Below are 20,260 nucleotides of genomic sequence, written 5' to 3'. Positions count from 1 at the left end.
TTTTATTTTACTTTTAAATGAATAGCCTCGAGGGCTAGGATCTTGTATTTCTTCTTTTATCAATTAGTTTTCTATATTTTGGAAATAGCATTTCACCATCTCCTTTCCACTATTGATCCTGTAAACTTTTGAGATTTTCTCAACCTCTTTTTGTTTACATAAATTATTATAAAGCAGACTGGGTTTTTTGTCAACACTTTTTTACATAATTTTTTACATTTTTTAAAAAAATTTTTCCGAAGCAAAAAAACACACCCTTACCAGGGTGTGCCTCTTATCAAATCATGTATTCGACGCTGTAGGTGGCGTCGGATAGAATCCGTGAAAGGAATTGTTTGGTTCGTTCTTCTTTTGGACTGTTGAAGAATTCATGCGGTTCATTTTCTTCGATGATGTGCCCGCCATCCATAAAGATGACGTGGTTGGCCACATCACGCGCGAAGCCCATCTCATGGGTTACGACAACCATGGTTACGCCTTCTTGAGCCAATTGCTTCATGACATCTAAGACGTCCCCGACCAATTCTGGGTCTAGCGCTGAAGTTGGCTCATCCAGCAAGATCACGTCGGGTTTCACTGCGATGGCACGCGCAATCCCGATCCGTTGCTGCTGACCACCTGACAATTGAGAAGGATAGTAATCCTTATAAGCGAGGAGGCCGACTTTTTCAAGGGCGGATTCTGCCCGTTGGATGGCTTCTTCTTTTGGAATCTTCCGAGCCACAATCAGGCCCTCTAAGATATTTTCAATCGCTGTTTTATTAGCAAAGAGATTGTAATGCTGGAAGACAAAGGCTGTCTTTTGGCGGATTTCTAGAATTTCTTTTTTGCTGAGCTTTGAGAGATCATACTCTTTTCCACCCAAAGTCAAACGGCCTGTGTCTGCCTTTTCCAAGTGATTGAGGCAGCGAAGGAAGGTTGTTTTTCCTGATCCAGATGGACCCAAAATAACGACGACATCCCCTTGGTTGACCTTGAGATTAACATCTACCAAGACTTGGTGGTCCTTAAATTTTTTCGATACGTGTTCTACTTCTAACATCTTCTCATTTCTCCTTCTTCTATGCGAGTGTCAGGCGTTTTTCTAAGAGGTTGAATCCCCACTGAATCACCCCACAAATGACAATATAAAGAATAAAAATCACTAAATAGGATTCAAAATATTGATAGCCATAAGAGGCTTCGACCTTGGCAATGGCGGTGATATCCTTGATGGTCATGACAAAGACAAGGGAGGTTCCTTTGACCAAGTTGATGACCAGGTTACACAGATTGGGCAGGGCTGCACGCAGGGCTTGTGGAAAAACAATTCGGATATAGGCTTGGCGATTGGTCAAACCGATGGCTTGCGCTGCTTCTAACTGACCCTTATCCACCGTCAGAATGGCTGACCGTAGAATTTCAGCTAGACTTCCTGTTGTCATCAAGCTAAAGATGATAAAGGCATAGTAAATGGGATTGATCTCAAAGACATTAAAGTGACTGCCCATGCTCTTAAAAAAGCTATTTAAGAGGCTGGGAAAGAGACTATAAAAGAAGAGAATCAAGAGAATCGGAGGCGTCGCGCGAATAAAAGCCAAGTAAACCACTGAGAAACTGCGAACCCCTTTGACCTTATAGATCTGACCCAGCGCCAAAAAGAGGGCTGGAAAAAAACTCAAGAGAATCGACACGACCATGATCAGAAGGGTCACTGGAACACCACCCAAGGTGGCTAGAAATGTTTTACTAATAAAATTGAAATCCATAAGCTACCTTTCTGTTACACTGAGTCGTTTTTCAAGCAATTGAGCGGAGAAGGAAATCACAAGGGCAATAGCCCAGTAGATCACTGCTACGGCTGTATAGGTCTCGAGGGAATAATTTCCAAGATTGCGACTGATCAAGTTGTTTCCTGCTCCCATGATATCGATAAAGCCAATGGTATAAGCCAATGCCGCATCGCGCATGAGGTTCAAGATGGCAGTCGTCATATTTGGAAGAGCCACGCGAAAGGCTTGTGGAAGGACAATCCGCCAAATAGTCTGAGCTGGTGTCAAACCAATACTCAAGCCCGCTTCCATCTGACCTTTTGGAATGGCCAAATAGGCTGCCTTAAAGACCTCAGAAATCATTGCCGCAAAGAGAAGAAACATGGCAATCAGGACAAAGACAAACTTGGACCAGTGGTCAATGTCAATGCCCAACCACCAGTTCAAAAATTGGGGCAGTCCATAAAAGACCAAAAAGAGCAAGACAATCGGAGGGGTACAACGCAAGGTAAAGACATAGCCTTTGGCCAGACCTGCTCCTACCTTATCTTCTGATACTTGTGCCCAGGTCAAAACCAAGCCAAATGCCGAACCTAGAAGCGTCGTTAACACCATCAAAGCTAGGGTCGCTGGTAGGGCTTGGACCAAGGTTGGGAGAAAAGTCCAGACCTTGGAAATGTCGTATGAGACCATGTTTCTTTTCCTTTCTGTATCCGTATAGAAATAAGGAAGCTGGGGCTATGCGCACCCAGTTTCTTCTTATTTTTCTTTATCTACATAACTGAAGACATCTTCACCGAAATATTTTTCGGATAGTTTAGCAAGCGTCCCATCTTCTTCCAATTCTTTGATGGCCTTGCTGTAGGCTTCCGCAAATTTTTCGTTTTTCTTATCCTTATGAATCAATGGGTAAGTTGGAATTCCTTTATAGGCAAACCAGCTCAGTTTGTCTGCATATTGGTGGTAAGAACCATCTTTATCTGTGACAGCTTTTTCAAAGGAAAGTTTGATGTCAAAGAAGCCGTCGTAACGTCCTTCCAGAACCCAAGCATAGGCATCTGCGACTTTGAAAGATTCTGCAGCTGTTAATTCGATTGGTTGGTCCTTATGCTTTTCATTGTATTCTTTGATGACATTCCATTGGGCATTTTGTGGTGAAATTGGAACCAATTTTCCTTTTTCTTTAGCAAAATCATCGATGTTCTTGTATTTATCCGCATCTTCTTTCCGTACGGTAAATCCGATGATACTGGCTCCGATTGGTTCTTTTGGAATGATAAATTTCTTGGCGCGTTCTTCGGTATACCAAGCTCCTTTGGTTCCAATATCGTATTTACCAGATTCTAGACCAATCAAGAGGTCGTCGTCACTCGTTCCAGTATACTCAAACTTGTAGTCTGGTAGCTTTTCGTCAATAGCTTTGAGCACAGCTACTTCATAGCCATCTGATTCCCCTTTTTCATCAACGAAATCATACGGCACGTAGTTTTGCGTGTGGGCCACTTTCAAGGTTGTTACTTTATTAGATCCTGTTAATTCTTTGCTGTCGTTTGCGTGGTTCAAGCTTCGACCAATAATCGTTGCACCTGCAAGGGCAAGAACAGCCACCCCACCGATAATCCATGTTTTTTTACTCATATTCTCTTTTCTCGCTTTCTATTTTCCTTATTCTGCTGCAGCTTCACGAACCCATTCGATTCGTTCTTCATCAATGTCACTTGGGATAGTACAATCCGCACCGATGACCAAGCCTGTGGTTCCTGTCTCTGCTATGATGCGTTTGGTTTCTGCTTGGATGGCAGCCTTGTCTCCTGTGTAGAGAAGACCAGTTTTGCCATTTTCAAAACCACCGAGAACCGTGCGTCCACCGAAGATTTCGCGTCCTTCTGCTAGGCTAATCCCTTCGGGTCCGACTGCCCAGTTAATGACTGGGGCTGGATAGTCTGTGAAGAGATGGATATCATTGCGAGCTCCTTCGTAGCCACAGATATGAAGAATATTTACGCCACCGGCTTCCTTAGCTGTCTCTAAGACATGGAGTTCACTAGGCGCGATGACTTGTTTGTAAACTTCCTGACTGACACGCGCATCTTGGATGCTTTGAACACTGAGGTAGATCCCGTCTGCTCCAGCTTCTTTAATGATTCGTTGGCTCAAACTTGCAATATCTTGGCCAATGGTATCCAATACTTTTTTAAGAGTGGCTGCATCTTGATCGATAAAGTTGGCGATCAAGTCATCTCCACCTGACACTTCTCCGACCAACCATTTGAAGTAGGTCACTGGAGCAAAGATGTTGTAGATTGCTACAATGTCCTCTTCAAAACCAGCGCGAATTTTTTTGACCAATTCTACCTGCTCTGTGATCCATGGATGATCTGCTCCAAGGGGTTCAATCCCTGCTAAATCCGAGATGTTTTCAAGGCCCTTGTAAATAGCTGGGTTTGGATAAGCAAAGTAGCCATCACTCATGAGTTTGACAAAGTCTGGTTTGACCTTGTGTAGGAAGTTTTTATGACCATTGAGGTTTTTTTCAATAATTTCAGGATTGGAAAAACCTTTCAACCATTCTTCTTCCCTTGTAAAGTGATGCCAAAAGCCAACTGGCACACGGTCAACCGCTTCCCCTCTGAAAGCTTTTAAAACTAATTCTCTTTTTGTGGACATGTTCTTACCTCGTTCTATTCTTTTCTTGCTAGTTATCTTAACACTTGGACTTTTATTTGACTAATATATATTTTTTATCAAGCCCTTCATCTTTTTTTATCACTGATCTTCTAGGAGCAGGACTCCTGCTAGATCAGACGGGCGAATGAGGGAGAGACTATGAGCTGGAATTTTCTCCAGTCTTTCCACATCCGGATCCGTTTTGCTTTCCTCTTGACTGCTAGCGGCAGCAACTTTTGCGAGTCCTAGGACTAGGAATAAAGCTACCAGCATCAGACACCAAATATTGATTTTTTTCATCTCCCTCTCCTTTCTCTTTTATAAGACAGCTGCTTGGCGCACCCAATCAAGACGTTCCAATTGGAAATCGTCTGGCACGGTGCAGTCTGCTCCAAGGATCAAACCGCGACTTCCAGCTTCTGCCACCAAGCGACGGGTTTCTTGCTCGATAGTTGCTCGTTCCCCTTGGTAGAGCAAGCCTTTCTTACCATTGACAAAGCCACCCAAGACGGCGCGATTGCCAAAGAGCTTGCGCCCCTCTGCTAAGCTGATCCCTTCATGATGGGTCGCCCAGTTGATAACCTGAGCTGGATAATCCTTGAAGAGTTCCACTTCATTGCTAGCTCCTTCAAAGCCACAGATATGAAGGATATTGATGCCACCCGCTTCATTGGCCGCTTCTAGGACAGCGATACTGCTCGGTTCAATAATCTTGCGGTATTCTTCATCTGTCACGCGCTCATCTTGGATCTGCTGAGTTGAGAAGTAAATCCCTTCCACTCCCGCTTCTTGGATCAAGCGGCGACTAAGAATAGCGATATCTTCAGCAATGACATCAAGTACATGGGCCAAGGTTTCTGGATCTTCCTTGATAAAGTCCGCAATCACTTGATCCCCGCGAGAATGATCTGTCCGGAACCAGCGTTTCAAATAAGAAATGGGCGAGAAGATGTTGTAGAAAGAAGCAATCTCCTCATGAAAATGAGAACGAATTTCCTTGACCACTTCAATTTGTTTTTCAATCCAAGGATGATGCTCTCCGATGGGCTGAATATCCTTTAATTCTTGGATTGATGTGATCTCTCTCGAATAAAGAGCACTCGGATAGCGGAAGAAGCCATCGCTCATAATCTTGACAAAATCAGGGGAAATTTCTTCAACATAGTGTTGGTGTCCTTTGATACTTTTTTCAAGTACGGCCGGATTGTCTAGACCCAATTCTTTTTCTTCTTGGGTCACATAATGGAGCCAAAATCCTACAGGAATTCGCTCTACTGCTTCGCCTCGAATGGCACGAAGAACCAATTCTTTTTTACTCATACCGTGAAACCTCCTCAATCTCTTCTCCAAAAGGAAGACTGATTGCTGCCCTTCTGAAATTTGTAACCATGATATCACCTCGAAAAGTAGCTGACTAATATATTTTCCCTATCAAGGCCTTAAAATTTCTTTATTGAGGTAGGTATCAAAAAAAGCGCAAGCCCTTGAAAATAAAGCCTTGCGCGCATTCTGATCTATTATTTTATTTTTGAAGAAAGGAACCTACTTTGAAAATTACTTGACCCCGTTATAAGAATCAACTATACCCCTCCTTTTCATTCTCCTAAAATATGGTATACTAAAGAAAAAGGAGGTGCCTATGTCTTCCATTCGTTTAATTGTCAGTGATATTGACGGAACCATTCTGGACCAGCAGCATCAGGTCGATCCCGACCTCATCGAACTCATCCCCAAGCTCCAAGAAAAAAAGATTCCTTTTATCTTGGCATCGGCTCGTTCTCCTATCGGGATTGCTCCTATCGCAAGAAGATTGGGCGTCCACCAGGAACCAATCGCTTGCTATAATGGAGCTCTCATCGTCAAGGGAGAAGAGATTCTATTTGAACACAGCCTGAACAAAGATGAGATCCGCACCTTCCTCCATCGTGTGGAAGAACTAGATTCCAGCATTTCGATTAATTGTTATAGTGGGTCAGTCTGGTTTAACTCCAGAGAGGACCAGTGGACCCAAGTTGAGGCTTCGATTACTGGTGAGACGCCACAGATACAGCCCCTTTCTCAGACCCTCTCTGACGATGCTCTCCATCTACATAAATTGCTCTTGATCGGCGATACTCAGAACATTCAAGAACTCTATCAGAAGCTGGATCCACAAGAATTTCCTCAGACTGCCTTTTACCTTTCAAAAGAAAACTACCTAGAAGTCACTGCCAAATCCGTCTCAAAAAGGGATGCTGTCCTTGAATTGGCTGCTTACTACCAAGTTCCCTTAGAAGAGGTCATGACCATCGGAGATCACTTCAATGACCTCCCCATGATTCGTCTGGCTGGACTTGGAGTTGCCATGGGAAATGCTCCTGAAGCTGTCCAGAAGGAAGCTCAAGTTGTCACCACCAGCAACCAAGAACACGGTGTAGCACAAGCTATCCAAGAGTATGTCTTATCCCCATCAAACAAATGAGAGTGGGGCAGAAATCGGTCATTCGTTAGAATTCGATTTCGTCGTCCCACCTCCGCACAGTTGAGTAGGACTGTAAAAGCTGATGAAAGTAGCGTAGTAGAGCCCACTCAACCACTGCGTCTTGCTCGACAATCCAAAGACAATTGAGAGGCTAGGACTTTTGTCCCAGCCTCTTTATAACTCTTCCTTCTCTTTTCAACTCACCGTTTGTAACCCAGCCTCTAATAAAAGAAAAAGAAGCTAGGACTGGATCCTAGCTTCTTTTTTTATTCTACTGTTACAGATTTAGCAAGGTTCCGTGGTTTGTCCACATCGAGTCCACGATGGAGGGTTGCAAAGTAAGCGACCAATTGAGTTGGTACGACCATTGAGATTGGTGAGAGGTAAGGGTGTACGGTCGTAAGAACGATATCGTCTGTATCTTTGGCAACATTTTCTTCTGCGATGGTGAGAACCTTAGCACCACGGGCAGCAACTTCTTGGATATTTCCACGAGTGTGGTTTGCAAGAACTGGGTCTGACAAGAGGGCCAAAACAGGTGTTCCATCCTCGATCAAAGCAATGGTTCCGTGTTTGAGTTCTCCGGCCGCAAAGCCTTCACATTGGATGTAAGAAATCTCTTTGAGTTTGAGACTGGCTTCCATGGCTACATAGTAATCTTGACCACGTCCGATGTAAAAGGCGTTACGTGTTGTTTCAAGAAGGTCACGAACCTTAGCATCAATCAATTCTTTTTCTGAAAGAGTTGACTCGATCGACTGAGCGACGATAGACAACTCATGAACAAGATCAAAGGCTTGCGCTTTTTCGTTGCCGTTTGCTTCACCAACTGCTTTTGCAAGGAAGGCAAGGGCTGCGATTTGTGCTGTATAGGCCTTGGTTGATGCTACGGCAATTTCAGGACCTGCATGAAGCAACATCGTATGGTTAGCTTCACGAGAAAGAGTTGAACCTGGTACGTTTGTCACTGTCAAGCTTGGAATACCCATTTCATTGGCTTTGACCAAAACCTGACGGCTATCAGCTGTTTCACCAGACTGACTGATAAAGATGAAAAGTGGTTTCTTGCTGAGAAGCGGCATTCCGTAGCCCCACTCAGATGAGATCCCAAGTTCAACTGGTGTATCTGTCAATTCTTCCAACATCTTCTTAGAAGCAAATCCTGCATGGTAAGATGTTCCAGCCGCAAGGATGTAGATGCGATCTGCCTCTTGAACAGCCTTGATGATAGCTGGATCTACGACTACTTGACCAGCCTCATCTGTATAGGCTTGGATCAACTTACGCATCACCGTTGGTTGCTCATCGATTTCCTTGAGCATGTAGTAAGGGTAGGTACCCTTACCGATATCTGACAAGTCAAGTTCAGCAGTGTAGCTAGCACGTTCACGACGATTTCCATCATAGTCTTGCACTTCAACACTATCAGCCTTGACGATGACCAATTCTTGGTCATGAATTTCCATGTATTGGTTGGTTTCACGAATCATAGCCATGGCATCAGAGCAGACCATATTGTAACCATCTCCAAGACCAATCAAGAGTGGTGATTTGTTTTTTGCCACATAGATGACATCTGGATTTTCAGAGTCAATCAAGGCAAAGGCATAAGAACCGCGGATGATGTGAAGAGCTTTTTTGAAGGCTTCAAGTACTGACAAGCCCTCTTCTTCGGCAAATTTCCCAATCAAGTGAACAGCGATTTCTGTATCTGTTTGCCCCTTAAAGTGGTGCCCTGCAAGGTATTCTTCCTTGATTTCAAGATAGTTCTCAATCACCCCATTGTGAACCAAGACAAAACGTTCTGTCTCAGAGCGATGTGGGTGAGCATTGTCTTCCGTTGGTTTCCCATGAGTAGCCCAACGAGTATGTCCAATACCAGTTGTTCCCTCAACACCAGCTGTCTTGGCAGACAATTCTGCAATACGACCTACAGCCTTGACCAGATGGTTTTCAGCACCACCTAGGACAAAAATCCCCGCAGAATCATAACCACGGTATTCGAGCTTTTCAAGCCCTTGAATCAAAATATCCGTTGCATTTGTATTTCCAACAACACCAACAATTCCACACATAGTATATACGACACAGACCAGCTGTGCTTTCTCCTTAAAATTGGTATAGTCTGATTTGATAGAAAAATCATCAGTGGAGTCAGTATACAATGCTTTTTCCTGTTTGTCAACCTAAAAAATACTAGAAATTGGTCTAGTTAAGAAAGAGTTAAGAAAAACCTATCAACACGTTGATTGATAGGGTAGGATGATTGGCTTCATTTAAGATAGTAATTGATTTCAACTGATCTAGATGCCTATCGAGTAATTGTATAAGTTTCACTTCATTTTTTGATCTTTTTAATCATCAAATCAACTCCCAGCAAAACAACTATAACAATCGAAAGATAAGCAAGCATGAAGTGATTCGATAGATGTTCCCCACTCGCATTTTGCAAGATAATCCCATAAGATTCTTTGTAGTTCGTAATTACTGTAGACGGTGCATGATCAAAGACTTTACTAATTGCATCTTTCATTAAAATCTGTTTTAGTAGTGCATTCACTTGTGTCAAAGGGAACCAGGACATGACCTGTTGCAAGCTTTCTCCTACGGATCCAATCGAAAGATAAACACCTGAAATGAATCCGATAAAAGTTCCAACTATTGTACTCAAAGTTGTAAATGCTGAACTGGTTCGAATAAAAGCTAGGATTGGCAGAATAATAGTTGCAGACAACATCGTTCCCAATGTGACAACTCCTAAAATAGATAAGTAGTCCATCATAGAATAGTCAAGAAGAGCACTAAAACCATTAAACATACCAATTGCAAAGATACAAGAGAACATGGTCATAATAATCCCAAATAAAATCGCAAAGACCGCATACGATAGTTCAATTTTAAAGTTAGAAACTGGACTGACTTTAAAGTCCTCACTCAACTTCTTTTCTCTATCCGAAACCATCACTCCAAATGCACCAAGAGTACTGGTCATTGAAATAATGGTCGTTAAACCTGAGATTAACCAATAATTGACCATCTGGATGGTGTCCGTAGAAGCGGTATCACTATTCAAAGCCTCCTTGATGGCATCAATCTGAATTTGTCCTAAAAAGACTTGATAAACCAAGATCAAGATGATGACCGATAAGAAGGACATAAAGAAAGCTAAGCGATCTCTTGTATAGACTTTCCGATTTCTAGAGATTAATTCAAGCATTCCCTTCCCCTCCTTTAGATCTTAGTAAGTTCAAATAAGCTGCTTCTAAATTTGAATATTCTACATTAAATGTTTCAATAATTGATTTTCCTTGATTTTCTGCAATAATTTCCATCATCTCTTCAACGGAAACATCCTTACATACGACTTCTGCCTCCGAAAGGATCTGACACTTATTAGCAAACTTAGAGACAGATAACGAATTGACTGGTTTACCAGGTTTTAACGTAAGATTCAGGTTAGTGGTTGAATGCTGTTTAATAAAATTGGCAATATCTCCTGAATAGTACAAGTTCCCTTCGATTAAGACATTTAAGACATCACAAGTAGCCATCTCTTCTAAATAGTGTGTAATTAGAACGACTGTCATATTTTCTTTTTTGTTCAGATGATGAATCGCTTCCCATAAATCATGACGAGATTGTGGATCTAAACCAGTTGTTGGCTCATCTAACAAGAGCAAAGACGGTTGTGGCAATAACGCTCGGGCAATATCTACTTTTCGTTTTTGTCCTCCTGATAAACTGCCATAGTTTTTCTTTTTAAGAGTGGCTACATCCAAATAGGATTGCAGATCTCTAATACGCGTTTGTACTTGTGATTTTGATAAGCCGTACAAGGCTCCACGCGAAATCAAATTTTCCTCTACCGTTAAGTTATCATCTAGACGATTGCTTTGAAATACAATACCGATATGTCGATAAAAATCTTTCGTTGACAATGATTTTCCATCTACTTCCCAAAAAATCTCTCCTGAACTTGGCTTGAAATTCTGAATCAACAAATTAAAAAGCGTTGTTTTTCCAGCCCCATTCGGTCCAAGAAGTCCATAAAATTTACCTTCCTCAAGAACTAAATCAATTCCTTTCAAAGCCTCAAAGGAACCATAGCTTTTCTTTACATTGTGTAATCTAATTTCCATTTTCTGACACCAAGATCCTTTTTTCTTTCCTTGTACTCTCAGTATATCCAATTTCTATCCTCTAACGTGAGGACATTCATGTCCAGTCTAACCATCATTTTCACCAAAAAAACCTGTGAAGATTCACAGGTTTTCAATATTCATTTTATATTTTTTTGAGAACAACAGACGAAAGGATAAATACTTCACTATACCTCAGTGTAGTTTAGACCTTTTTTGGCAAGGTCCTCTTTCCACTCTTCTTGCATGTTTCTCTTCACTAGATCCTCAGATAACAAATCAGCCATCAAGCATACTTTTTGATAATCATTTTTTGCTTTTTCTAAGTCATCTTCTATAAATAAAGCAACTTTCCAATTTAAAGCATAAACAAAAATATTATCCTGAAAATCATGTCTCTTTGTCATAATATCATTTAAGGCTTTAACAATGTCTGGCAATCTGTCGTATATCCCATAATGGGCTAACACACCTGCAGCTGAGATAAGAGTGTTTTGTAGTATTTCCAACTCTGATAAGGGGAAATAATCTATCGCAAGTAGGATTTTCTCTACTAAGTGTATAAATTCATCTTGATCAAAGGCTCCCAAAGCCAAAGAAAGCAAGCGCAATTTGATAATCTCCACATCGTTGAGACTTAACTCTTTTTTCTTCATGGCTTGCTCTAGATACTCATCTAATAAACCTTGATCAAAAGAAGGATTTTTGGATCCAATCATATCAACCGTGGCTTGGGCGACCTGGACAGACAGTTTTTCTTCCTCTGGCAGGTTATCAAAATAGTTTTCGTAAATATCCTCAATAATTTCTTCATGCCGATGAAGACGATCTTGATCTCCATAATGGTATAACGTTCGTAGTTGATATTTCAGGTTCAGATATTCTGCAGGCAATTCCAAACTAGTTTGATTCGTTAGCGTATCTAGGGAGACACCTAGTTGTTCAGCAATATACTTCGCTGTTGCAATCGTTGGCAAAGACTGACCCTTTTCAATTCGCTGGAGTTGGCGCGTCGTTAATAGGTCCTCAATACCACAGATTGCTTGTCTACTTAATCCCTTACTTTCACGTAGAGTTTGTACTTTTTGTCCTAGTTCTGTTTTAAAATCCATCATACAAGCTCCTTTTCTTCTGATTTCATTATAGCACATATTGAAGTTGAAGGGTTTTGAACCTTTTCCAGCACTAAATGAAAAATCGGAAATGAAGAATGCCGTCAGAAACATCTGCATCTGATGGAGTTCCACACTTCCGAAAATAAAACTAGTCAGTCATTTACTGAAATGAACGGGCCTATCGTACTTAGATAACAGAATCCTCAAAAACTTACTCTTCAAATCCATTCTGCTGGCTCAATTCACGGAACCAATGACCAGATTTTTTTAGGCGTCTTTCTTGAGTGGCTAGGTCTAATTCGACAAGGCCATAGCGGTTTTTATAGCCATTGAGCCAAGACCAGCAGTCGATAAAGGTCCACATAAGGTAGCCCTTACAGTTGGCCCCATCTTGGATAGCTCGGTGCAATTCACGCAGGTGGTCTTTGACGAAGTCAATCCGGTAGTCATCTTGGATTTCCCCGTTCTGGCGGAATTTTTCTTCCCCTTCAACTCCCATTCCATTCTCTGTTAGGAGCCACTCGATGTTACCGTAATTTTCCTTAATATTTTGAGCAATATCATACAAGCCCTGCTCATAGATTTCCCAGCCTCTATGTGGATTGATCTTTCTTCCTGGCATGACATAGGGTTCGTAGAATTGCTCAACCAGCATCGGAGACTCTGGGTTTGGCGCATAACGGGGAGCAGAGACCCGCATTGGCTGGTAATAGTTGACCCCTAAGAAGTCAACTGTATGTTCTTTTATCAGCTCTAAGTCACTTGGATCTACTTCTGGCAAGAGATCGTGCTCTCTCAGAATCTCTATCAACTCTGATGGGTAAGTCCCAAGCACAGACGGATCAAGAAAAGACTTGGCTTGGAAGAGTTCAGCGATTCGTGCCGCCTTGACATCTGCTGGATGTTGGCTCCGAGGGTAGGCTGGTGTCAAGTTCAATACCACTCCGATTCGATAGTTTGGATCCACCTCATGGCAGGCCTTGACAGCAAGGCTGCTTGCCAACTGGGTATGGTAGGCGACTTTGACTGCTGCAGCGGCGTCAACCTTATGTGGGTAATGGGCATCATAAAAATAACCAAACTCTACAGGAACAATGGGCTCATTAAAGGTAATCCACTGATCGACCAAGTCCCCATAGGTTTCAAAGCAGAAGCGAGCGTAGTCGCGATAGGCATAGACCGTCTCCTTGTTCTCCCAACCATCTCCTTGTTCTTGCAAGGCAAAAGGAAGGTCAAAGTGATAAAGATTGACCATCAAATGAATGCCTTTGGATTTGATGCGTTCAAATACTTGGCGGTAAAAAGCCACTCCTACTGGATTGACTTCTCCACGCCCCTCAGGGAAGATCCGAGACCATTGGATAGAAGTCCGAAAGGCGGTATGCCCAGTCTCGACTAGAAGCTCAATGTCTTCTTCCCAATTTTCATAAAAGGTCGAAGTTAAACCGGGCCCTTCTTGGAAACGAAAGCGATGAGGCTCTACTTGATACCAGTAGTCCCAGAGATTGTCCCCCTTACCATCTCCGGCAAAACGCCCTTCTGTCTGTGGACCAGATGTCGATGTCCCCCATAAAAAATCTTGTGGAAAGTTAATCATATCTTTATCCTCTCTCATTGTCTTCCTCTCTATTATACTCCCTTTCAGCACTCTTCCTAGAGACTATTTTCAGTCATTTTTACGCAGATTATAGAAAAAACACGCTAGCTATCAGAAGACCCGATTTTCTAACGTGTTTTGTTTCCATTATAATTGATTGACGACATAATCAAAGAGAGCCTTGTCTCCCTCACTTATCTGGTAACGCAGTTCTGGATGCCACTGAACCCCTAGAAAGGCTGTCCCGTAGGATGATTGAACCGCTTCGATAATCTGGTCATCCGGACTAACAGCAATCACTTCTAGATGAGGGGCTAAATCCTTGATCCCTTGATGGTGGTAGGAATTGATCTGACCAACTTCTCCGAACAAGTCTCGCAAAACGGTCCCCTCGACGGTTTCGATTGAATGACTGGCTTCGCTAGCAGGATTTTCCTGCCAGTGGTGGTCGATATCTTGGTAAAGCGTCCCGCCCATGGCGACATTGTAAAGCTGCATGCCTCGACAAACTGTAAAGATGGGCTTCTTAGCAGCTACCGCTTCCTTGATCAAAGCCAACTCGAAAAGGTCGCGCTCGATCAAGTAATCATCGCTGACAATCTCCTTCTCTGCTCCATAAAACTGAGGAGAGACATGCTGACCACCTGTGATAATCAACTTGTCAATCAAGGAAATATAGTGGCCAGCCGTTGTAGGATCTCCAATTGGAAGGATCAGAGGGATGCCCCCTGCTTCTTGAACTCCCTGGACAAAGCCTGTCGGTGTATAGCTGAGGTACATTCCTTCTTCTTCACGAAAAGGACGTTGATTACCCGTTATCCCAATCACTGGTTTCTTCATCGCTCATTCTCCAATCTCTTCGTAGCTAATATAGTTCCTTATTTTACCACACTCTGAAGGTGACTTTCAACTTTTTTCATGTATTTTCAAATAATGAGAGTTTTTCCAGAATTTTTACGAATAATATATGTGAAGAATCAATTTTCTTCAAAGAAAGGAGAAGATAGATGAACACAATTTCTATTCATTCTGATGACATACTATCAGATCATGAACTAGCCACTATTCAAGGGGGATTTATCCCAGCTGTAGTTGCAGGGGTAGCTACATGGAAAATTGCCACAGCTGCTGTCGGTAGTATCGGACTAGTTTTTGCTGCAGGAGCAGGACTAGGATATCTAGCTAATCGTCCATAGGTAAGAACGATGAAAAAAAGACGCATATTCCATATCATCACGATATCTACTTTACTTTTTTCTAGAATCTTTTTAGCAGTTCTACAAATCTTACACGACCTTCACTATCTCACACTCCCATTTGAAACTTATGGAGTGAGTGATTTACTTTCTGGGATTCTTGTTATTTGGATCCTCATCATTGCATATCGGGGAATCAGAAAGGAGAAAAGCAATGAACAATTTACAACTTTTAACAACTGAAGAATTAGAAAACACAAAGGGCGGTGTCGGCCTAGCTGAAATCGTTGCGATTTCAGGAGTTGCGAACTTTTTCGTATCCGTCTTTAATGCAGGGTATAAATTTGGGGCTGACTTGGCCCGACGTCATTAATATAGAAAAGAGAGTGGGACAGAAATCGGTCATTCGTTAGAATTCGATTTCGTCGTCCCACCTCCGCACAGTTGAGTAGGGCTGTAAAAGCTGATGAAAGCAGCGTAGTAGAGCCCACTCAACCACTGCGTCTTGCTCTACAATCCAAAGACAATTTAGAGGCTAGGACTTTTGTCCCAGCCTCTTTTTAACCTTATTTTACAACAATATTAACCAATTTATTTGGTACACTAATTACTTTCACAATTTCCTTGCCATCGATCTCGGCCTTGACTTTTTCGTCAGCCAGAGCAACTTCTTGCAATTCTTCGCGTGACAAGTCTTTAGCGACCATGAGTTTAGCACGGACTTTACCTTTGATTTGGACGACGATTTCAATTTCGTCTTCAACCAATTTGCTTTCGTCCCATGTTGGCCAAGCTACATAAGAGATAGACTCACCTGTTGCTGCCACTATTTGCCAGAGTTCTTCTGCCAAGTGAGGCGCAACTGGGGCAAGCAATTGGATAAATCCTTTGGCATAATCCACATAGAGTTTGTCTTCCTTATTAGCAGCATTGACAAAGACCATGAGTTGGGCAATGTCTGTATTAAACTTCATCGACTCGATTTGCTCTGTGACAGATTTAACAGTTTCGTTATAAACCTTGTCAAGAGCACCATTGTTTTCCGCAACGATTTCTTTGCTTGTAATCAAACGGTAAACACGGTCGAGGAATTTACGGCTTCCTTCCAAGCCTTCTTCTGACCAAGCGATCGAAGCGTCAAGTGGTCCCATGAACATTTCATAGACACGAAGGGTATCGGCACCGTATTGTTCCACCACATCGTCTGGGTTAACCACGTTCTTGAGGGATTTCGACATCTTAGCTGGTGCTTGCTCCAACTCTTCTCCTGTTTCCACATGGAAGAAGGAACCGTCGCGTTTTTCAACCTTGTCAGTCGCTACAAGAGCCCCACGGTGGTCACGGTAGCTAGTCCCCAAGATCATACCTTGGTTAAAGAGTTTTTGGAATGGCTCTTTCGTTGGAACGACACCGATATCATAGAGGAATTTATGCCAGAAACGAGCGTAAAGCAAGTGAAGAACGGCGTGTTCTGCACCACCCACGTAGATATCTACTGGCAACCATTGTTTAAGGAGATCTTCGTCAGCCAATTTTTCTGTGTTATGTGGGTCGATATAGCGGAGGTAGTACCAGCTTGAACCTGCCCATTGTGGCATGGTGTTGGTCTCGCGACGGCCTTTCACGCCATCTTCACGAGTCACTTCAAGCCAGTCAGTCAAGTTAGCTAGTGGACTCTCCCCAGTACCTGAAGGACGGATATCCTTGGTTACAGGCAAGACAAGTGGCAATTCATTTTCAGGAACAGCCGTTGAAGTCCCATCTTCCCAATGAATGATTGGGATTGGTTCACCCCAGTAACGTTGACGGCTAAAGAGCCAGTCACGAAGACGGTAAGTGATTTTTTCTTGACCACAGCCTTTTTCTTCCAACCAAGCCACAATCTTAGCAATCGCTTCTTCTTTGTTAAGCCCGTTCAAGAAGTCTGAGTTGACGTGAAGACCATCTTCTGTGTAAGCTGCTTCTTCAACGTTTCCACCTTCCAACACTTCTACGATTGGAAGACCAAACTGTTTAGCAAATTCCCAGTCACGCTCATCGTGGGCAGGTACGGCCATAACAGCACCTGTTCCGTAGCTAGCAAGAACATAGTCGGCAATCCAGATTGGGATTTCTTTGCCATTGACAGGGTTGATGGCATAAGCACCAGTCCAAACCCCTGTTTTTTCCTTGGCAAGGTCTGTACGAGCCAAGTCTGACTTGAGGCTTGCTTGGTGTTTGTAGTCAGCTACAGCCTCTGCTTGTTCCGGAATTGTGATGGCATCTACCAAGTCATGCTCAGGAGCCAAAACAGTGAAGGTCGCACCAAAAAGGGTATCTGGACGTGTTGTAAAGACGGTGAATTCCTTGTCTGTTCCTTTCACCTTGAAAGTGACATTGGCACCAGTTGATTTCCCAATCCAGTTGCGTTGCATGTCCTTGATAGATTCTGGCCAATCCAGGTCATCCAAGTCATTGAGCAAGCGCTCCGCATAGGCAGTGATCTTGAGCATCCATTGGCGCATTGGTTTGCGGACAACTGGATAGCCACCACGCTCAGATGTTCCATCTGGAAGGACTTCTTCGTTAGCGATGGCTGTTCCTAGTTCCTCAACCCAGTTTACTGGCACTTCAGCTTCATAAGCCAAACCTTTTTCGTAAAGTTTAGTGAAGATCCATTGCGTCCACTTGTAGTAGTTCGGATCTGTCGTATTGACTTCACGGTCCCAGTCGTAAGAGAAGCCAAGCGCATTGATTTGGCGTTTGAAGTTGGCAATATTTTCTGCTGTGAATTCTGCTGGGTCATTCCCTGTATCCATGGCATATTGCTCAGCAGGCAAACCAAAAGCATCCCATCCCATTGGGTGAAGGACATTGTAGCCTTGGGCACGTTTGAAACGGCTAAGGATATCTGTTGCCGTATAACCTTCTGGGTGTCCTACGTGAAGACCCGCTCCAGATGGGTAAGGGAACATGTCAAGCGCATAAAACTTAGGTTTTGAAGCGTCTGTTCCTGTCTTAAAGGTGTGATGGTCAGCCCAGTGTTTCTGCCACTTAGGCTCGATTTCTTTATGATTGTAAAAACTCATGCTGTCTCTCCAATTTTCGTGATGCTCCTATTATACCATTTTTAGGGGATTTTTAAAGGTTCTATCCACCAAAAAGAGGCTGGGACAAAGTCCTAGCCTCTCAATTGTCTGCGGAGGTGGGACGACGAAATCAAATTCTAACGAATTACCGATTTCTGTCCCACTCTCTTCCCTGTTCAATATACAATCGCTCTTAAACTCCTAGTCTTCTACGTGACTTTCTAGTTCTTTTTGAGCTTTCTTATTGGATTCTTCTTTTTCTTTCTTCCATTGTTCACGCGCTTCATCGTACTCCTTGGTTGTCAAAACTTTGTCTTGCAATTCCAAGTACTTGTAGTTGAAGGTTTGACCCTTGTGTCCTGTCCAAGCAAAGGCAGCTGTGTATGGAACTGTCTTACGAACACCTGGAGAGGCACCATCTGAATGAATCGGGATTAAGAGGGCACTATCAGTCAACCAAGCCTGAGCCTTAGCATATTTTTCATAGCGGTCATTGACATCTTTTGTTTCATTATGTGCATCTTCAATCAATTGATCGTATTCATCAAAACCAGCTTCTTTAGCTGCGGCATTATTGGTACCCGCATCAAATCCAAAGTAAGAATTTGCATTTTCACCATTCTTAGAGTTTGTGATATCTAGGTAAGAAGATGGATCCGTATAGTCTGGTCCCCAACCCAAGTTGTTGTTCAGATCCCAGTCTTGTTGAGAAGCATTTTCAGCAAAGTAGGTCACTCGTTGAAGATCATCCTCAGATATCATATTCAAGTCGATGACTACATTTTCTGCTCCCAGAGTCGATTCGATTGACTGTTTAAAGGATTGGGCTTGCTTGACTCCTTCTGTATAGGTTGATGAAACAGGGAGGTCCAAATGAATTGGGAACTCTACCCCTTGGGCCTGAAGGGCTTCTTTAGCCTTGGCAAATTCTTCCTTGGCCTTGGTTGGATTGTAAAGGGTATCTTTTCCATCTTCGACGGAGACACCTTTCCATTCATCACCGTATTCTTCTAGATTTTTTTCTACAGACTCACCAAAGTCTTTGCCATCAACTTGAACAAAGTTTGGAGGCGTGAAGGTGTTGCGGATGACCTTGTCTGCAGATGCTTCCCCATTGGCTTGCGCTACATAGGCCTTGCGGTTGAAGGCAAACATAATGGCTTGACGGAAGTCTTTATTCAAGATTGCTTTCTTGGTTGAGCTCTTTTGAGCATCTGTCGTCTTCGTCGTAATCTCATAAGCTTGACGGTCAATATTGAAGGACAAGTTATAAGTAGAAGATCCTTGGTCACTAAAGACGATGTCATCTTTGTGTTTCTTCTCTACACTCTTATAGTTGGAACCGTTCGGGAAGACACGGGCAACGGTAAAGTCTCCGTTATCAAATCCACGGATGAGAGATTCTGAATCTTGTCCATCATAATAGGTTAGCTTCACCTTGGTGATCTTGACATTATCCGCATCCCAATAGGTTGGGTTCTTTTCAAGCGTCACAACAGATTTCGAAGTAATCGCTTTGATCAAATAAGGACCACAATAAAGAATACTAGAAGGGTTCGTACCTTGACCGTAGCCATCTCCCTTAGAATCTAAGAATTCTTTATTGACTGGCATCAAAATACCCATGGTCGTTTTTGAATTCCAGAAACTTTCTGGTTGGTTCAAGGTGTATTGAACTGTATAGTCATCAATGGCTTTGATACCAACCGTTGAGAAGTCTTTGGTTTTCCCTGAGACATAGTCGTCCAATCCTTTAACGGATTGTTGGACGAGATAGAGGGCCGAAGACTTCTTATCCGCCGCATGCTGAAGCCCCGTCACAAAGTCTTGAGCCTTGACTTCTCCGAATTCTTCCCCCTCAGCGGTTACCCATTTAACCCCTTTACGAAGTTTGTAAGTATAAGTCAGACCATCTTTTGAAACAGTCCAATCCTTAGCAAGAGATGGGATTAAGTTGCCGTATTTGTCAACTTCTAATAAGCCATCCACAGCATTTCCTGTAAATTCTGAGGTTGACTTCTTGTTAGAGAGTGAATAATCCAAAGTATCCGGATCTTGCGTATAGACATAACTAAAGACCTGGTTGTCCGGACTTGAAGATTTCCCTCCTTGTGAGCAGGCTACCAGTGCGCTTACAGACAAAAGCAGAGCGCCGGTGGCTAAGAGTAGCTTCCCTTTTTTCATATGGATCACCTCTGTATAAAATGTTATTCTTCATATTAAATTATAGCACTTTACGGAAAAATGTAAACGCTTAACTGTATAA

At 42.8% G+C, this 20,260-nt stretch carries 18 protein-coding genes; 3 read left to right on the top strand and 15 right to left on the bottom strand.

Annotated elements, in window-relative coordinates:
• Positions 1–277: 277 nt before the first annotated feature.
• The 7 genes from QM873_RS05230 to QM873_RS05200 all read right to left on the bottom strand — a co-directional run bounded on the left by QM873_RS05230 (position 278) and on the right by QM873_RS05200 (position 5,738).
• Entirely contained in the window at positions 278–1,042 is a 765-nt protein-coding gene (locus QM873_RS05230; RefSeq protein WP_006595036.1) for an amino acid ABC transporter ATP-binding protein, read from the bottom strand.
• Between the two features lie 19 nt (positions 1,043–1,061).
• Positions 1,062–1,748 (bottom strand): amino acid ABC transporter permease, encoded by a 687-nt coding sequence (locus QM873_RS05225; protein ID WP_414278946.1) that lies wholly within the window; start codon positions 1,746–1,748, stop codon positions 1,062–1,064.
• A 3-nt stretch (positions 1,749–1,751) separates the two neighbouring features.
• Complete coding sequence (locus QM873_RS05220; protein WP_006595038.1) at positions 1,752–2,444, bottom strand: amino acid ABC transporter permease; 693 nt, start codon at positions 2,442–2,444, stop codon at positions 1,752–1,754.
• Positions 2,445–2,510: 66 nt separating this feature from the next.
• Positions 2,511–3,389: a transporter substrate-binding domain-containing protein gene (locus QM873_RS05215; RefSeq protein WP_414278945.1), complete on the bottom strand. Its 879-nt coding sequence runs from the start codon at positions 3,387–3,389 to the stop codon at positions 2,511–2,513.
• A 27-nt stretch (positions 3,390–3,416) separates the two neighbouring features.
• Positions 3,417–4,418, bottom strand: a complete 1,002-nt coding sequence (locus QM873_RS05210) for a uroporphyrinogen decarboxylase family protein (protein ID WP_006595040.1) — start codon at positions 4,416–4,418, stop codon at positions 3,417–3,419.
• Positions 4,419–4,517: 99 nt separating this feature from the next.
• The gene (locus QM873_RS05205) at positions 4,518–4,718 is read right to left on the bottom strand and encodes a hypothetical protein (RefSeq protein WP_006595041.1); all 201 of its coding nucleotides are present in this window, start codon (positions 4,716–4,718) and stop codon (positions 4,518–4,520) included.
• Between the two features lie 18 nt (positions 4,719–4,736).
• Entirely contained in the window at positions 4,737–5,738 is a 1,002-nt protein-coding gene (locus QM873_RS05200) for a uroporphyrinogen decarboxylase family protein (protein ID WP_006596959.1), read from the bottom strand.
• Between the two features lie 319 nt (positions 5,739–6,057).
• On the opposite strand from QM873_RS05200, the gene QM873_RS05195 reads away from it, so the two are divergent.
• Positions 6,058–6,879 (top strand): Cof-type HAD-IIB family hydrolase, encoded by an 822-nt coding sequence (locus QM873_RS05195; RefSeq protein WP_414278944.1) that lies wholly within the window; start codon positions 6,058–6,060, stop codon positions 6,877–6,879.
• Positions 6,880–7,145: 266 nt separating this feature from the next.
• On the opposite strand, the gene glmS is transcribed toward QM873_RS05195, so the two are convergent.
• The 6 genes from glmS to QM873_RS05165 form a co-directional block, all read right to left on the bottom strand.
• Positions 7,146–8,954 (bottom strand): glutamine--fructose-6-phosphate transaminase (isomerizing), encoded by a 1,809-nt coding sequence (gene glmS, locus QM873_RS05190; RefSeq protein WP_414278965.1) that lies wholly within the window; start codon positions 8,952–8,954, stop codon positions 7,146–7,148.
• Between the two features lie 263 nt (positions 8,955–9,217).
• Positions 9,218–10,096 carry an ABC transporter permease gene (locus tag QM873_RS05185; protein WP_023022139.1) on the bottom strand — a complete coding sequence of 293 codons (879 nt, stop codon included), beginning with the start codon at positions 10,094–10,096 and terminating at the stop codon, positions 9,218–9,220.
• Positions 10,089–11,018 (bottom strand): ABC transporter ATP-binding protein, encoded by a 930-nt coding sequence (locus QM873_RS05180; protein WP_023022138.1) that lies wholly within the window; start codon positions 11,016–11,018, stop codon positions 10,089–10,091. Before QM873_RS05180 ends, QM873_RS05185 begins: the two co-directional genes overlap by 8 nt.
• Before the next feature lie 188 nt (positions 11,019–11,206).
• Positions 11,207–12,133, bottom strand: coding sequence for a helix-turn-helix domain-containing protein (locus QM873_RS05175; RefSeq protein ID WP_238662906.1), 927 nt, complete (start codon positions 12,131–12,133; stop codon positions 11,207–11,209).
• 211 nt (positions 12,134–12,344) lie between these two features.
• The gene (locus QM873_RS05170) at positions 12,345–13,730 is read right to left on the bottom strand and encodes a glycoside hydrolase family 1 protein (protein WP_342992153.1); all 1,386 of its coding nucleotides are present in this window, start codon (positions 13,728–13,730) and stop codon (positions 12,345–12,347) included.
• A 147-nt stretch (positions 13,731–13,877) separates the two neighbouring features.
• Positions 13,878–14,570 (bottom strand): gamma-glutamyl-gamma-aminobutyrate hydrolase family protein, encoded by a 693-nt coding sequence (locus QM873_RS05165; RefSeq protein ID WP_123160820.1) that lies wholly within the window; start codon positions 14,568–14,570, stop codon positions 13,878–13,880.
• Between the two features lie 167 nt (positions 14,571–14,737).
• Here QM873_RS05165 and QM873_RS05160 point away from each other — a divergent pair, with 167 nt between their 5' ends.
• A complete protein-coding gene (locus tag QM873_RS05160) occupies positions 14,738–14,926 on the top strand; it encodes a Blp family class II bacteriocin (protein ID WP_117744932.1) in 189 nt (62 codons plus the stop codon).
• Positions 14,927–15,140: 214 nt separating this feature from the next.
• Positions 15,141–15,299: a class IIb bacteriocin, lactobin A/cerein 7B family gene (locus QM873_RS05155; protein WP_048717604.1), complete on the top strand. Its 159-nt coding sequence runs from the start codon at positions 15,141–15,143 to the stop codon at positions 15,297–15,299.
• Positions 15,300–15,492: 193 nt separating this feature from the next.
• Here QM873_RS05155 and leuS read toward each other — a convergent pair whose 3' ends face one another.
• Both leuS and QM873_RS05145 read right to left on the bottom strand, forming a co-directional pair.
• Positions 15,493–17,994 (bottom strand): leucine--tRNA ligase, encoded by a 2,502-nt coding sequence (gene leuS / locus QM873_RS05150; protein WP_219074943.1) that lies wholly within the window; start codon positions 17,992–17,994, stop codon positions 15,493–15,495.
• 201 nt (positions 17,995–18,195) lie between these two features.
• Complete coding sequence (locus QM873_RS05145; protein WP_414278943.1) at positions 18,196–20,178, bottom strand: peptide ABC transporter substrate-binding protein; 1,983 nt, start codon at positions 20,176–20,178, stop codon at positions 18,196–18,198.
• Between the last annotated feature and the right edge of the window lie 82 nt (positions 20,179–20,260).

Source organism: Streptococcus australis, from assembly GCF_047463015.1.
Lineage (GTDB): Bacteria > Bacillota > Bacilli > Lactobacillales > Streptococcaceae > Streptococcus > Streptococcus australis_F.
Note: the sequence above shows the minus strand (reverse complement) of the source record. Positions and strands in the feature narration are given on the sequence as shown.

Coding starts and splice junctions, on each gene's coding strand:
- QM873_RS05230 (WP_006595036.1), bottom strand. CDS start 1,042: ATGTTAGAAGTAGAACACGTATCGAAAAAATTTAAGGACCACCAAGTC.
- QM873_RS05225 (WP_414278946.1), bottom strand. CDS start 1,748: ATGGATTTCAATTTTATTAGTAAAACATTTCTAGCCACCTTGGGTGGT.
- QM873_RS05220 (WP_006595038.1), bottom strand. CDS start 2,444: ATGGTCTCATACGACATTTCCAAGGTCTGGACTTTTCTCCCAACCTTG.
- QM873_RS05215 (WP_414278945.1), bottom strand. CDS start 3,389: ATGAGTAAAAAAACATGGATTATCGGTGGGGTGGCTGTTCTTGCCCTT.
- QM873_RS05210 (WP_006595040.1), bottom strand. CDS start 4,418: ATGTCCACAAAAAGAGAATTAGTTTTAAAAGCTTTCAGAGGGGAAGCG.
- QM873_RS05205 (WP_006595041.1), bottom strand. CDS start 4,718: ATGAAAAAAATCAATATTTGGTGTCTGATGCTGGTAGCTTTATTCCTA.
- QM873_RS05200 (WP_006596959.1), bottom strand. CDS start 5,738: ATGAGTAAAAAAGAATTGGTTCTTCGTGCCATTCGAGGCGAAGCAGTA.
- QM873_RS05195 (WP_414278944.1), top strand. CDS start 6,058: ATGTCTTCCATTCGTTTAATTGTCAGTGATATTGACGGAACCATTCTG.
- glmS (WP_414278965.1), bottom strand. CDS start 8,954: ATGTGTGGAATTGTTGGTGTTGTTGGAAATACAAATGCAACGGATATT.
- QM873_RS05185 (WP_023022139.1), bottom strand. CDS start 10,096: ATGCTTGAATTAATCTCTAGAAATCGGAAAGTCTATACAAGAGATCGC.
- QM873_RS05180 (WP_023022138.1), bottom strand. CDS start 11,018: ATGGAAATTAGATTACACAATGTAAAGAAAAGCTATGGTTCCTTTGAG.
- QM873_RS05175 (WP_238662906.1), bottom strand. CDS start 12,133: ATGATGGATTTTAAAACAGAACTAGGACAAAAAGTACAAACTCTACGT.
- QM873_RS05170 (WP_342992153.1), bottom strand. CDS start 13,730: ATGATTAACTTTCCACAAGATTTTTTATGGGGGACATCGACATCTGGT.
- QM873_RS05165 (WP_123160820.1), bottom strand. CDS start 14,570: ATGAAGAAACCAGTGATTGGGATAACGGGTAATCAACGTCCTTTTCGT.
- QM873_RS05160 (WP_117744932.1), top strand. CDS start 14,738: ATGAACACAATTTCTATTCATTCTGATGACATACTATCAGATCATGAA.
- QM873_RS05155 (WP_048717604.1), top strand. CDS start 15,141: ATGAACAATTTACAACTTTTAACAACTGAAGAATTAGAAAACACAAAG.
- leuS (WP_219074943.1), bottom strand. CDS start 17,994: ATGAGTTTTTACAATCATAAAGAAATCGAGCCTAAGTGGCAGAAACAC.
- QM873_RS05145 (WP_414278943.1), bottom strand. CDS start 20,178: ATGAAAAAAGGGAAGCTACTCTTAGCCACCGGCGCTCTGCTTTTGTCT.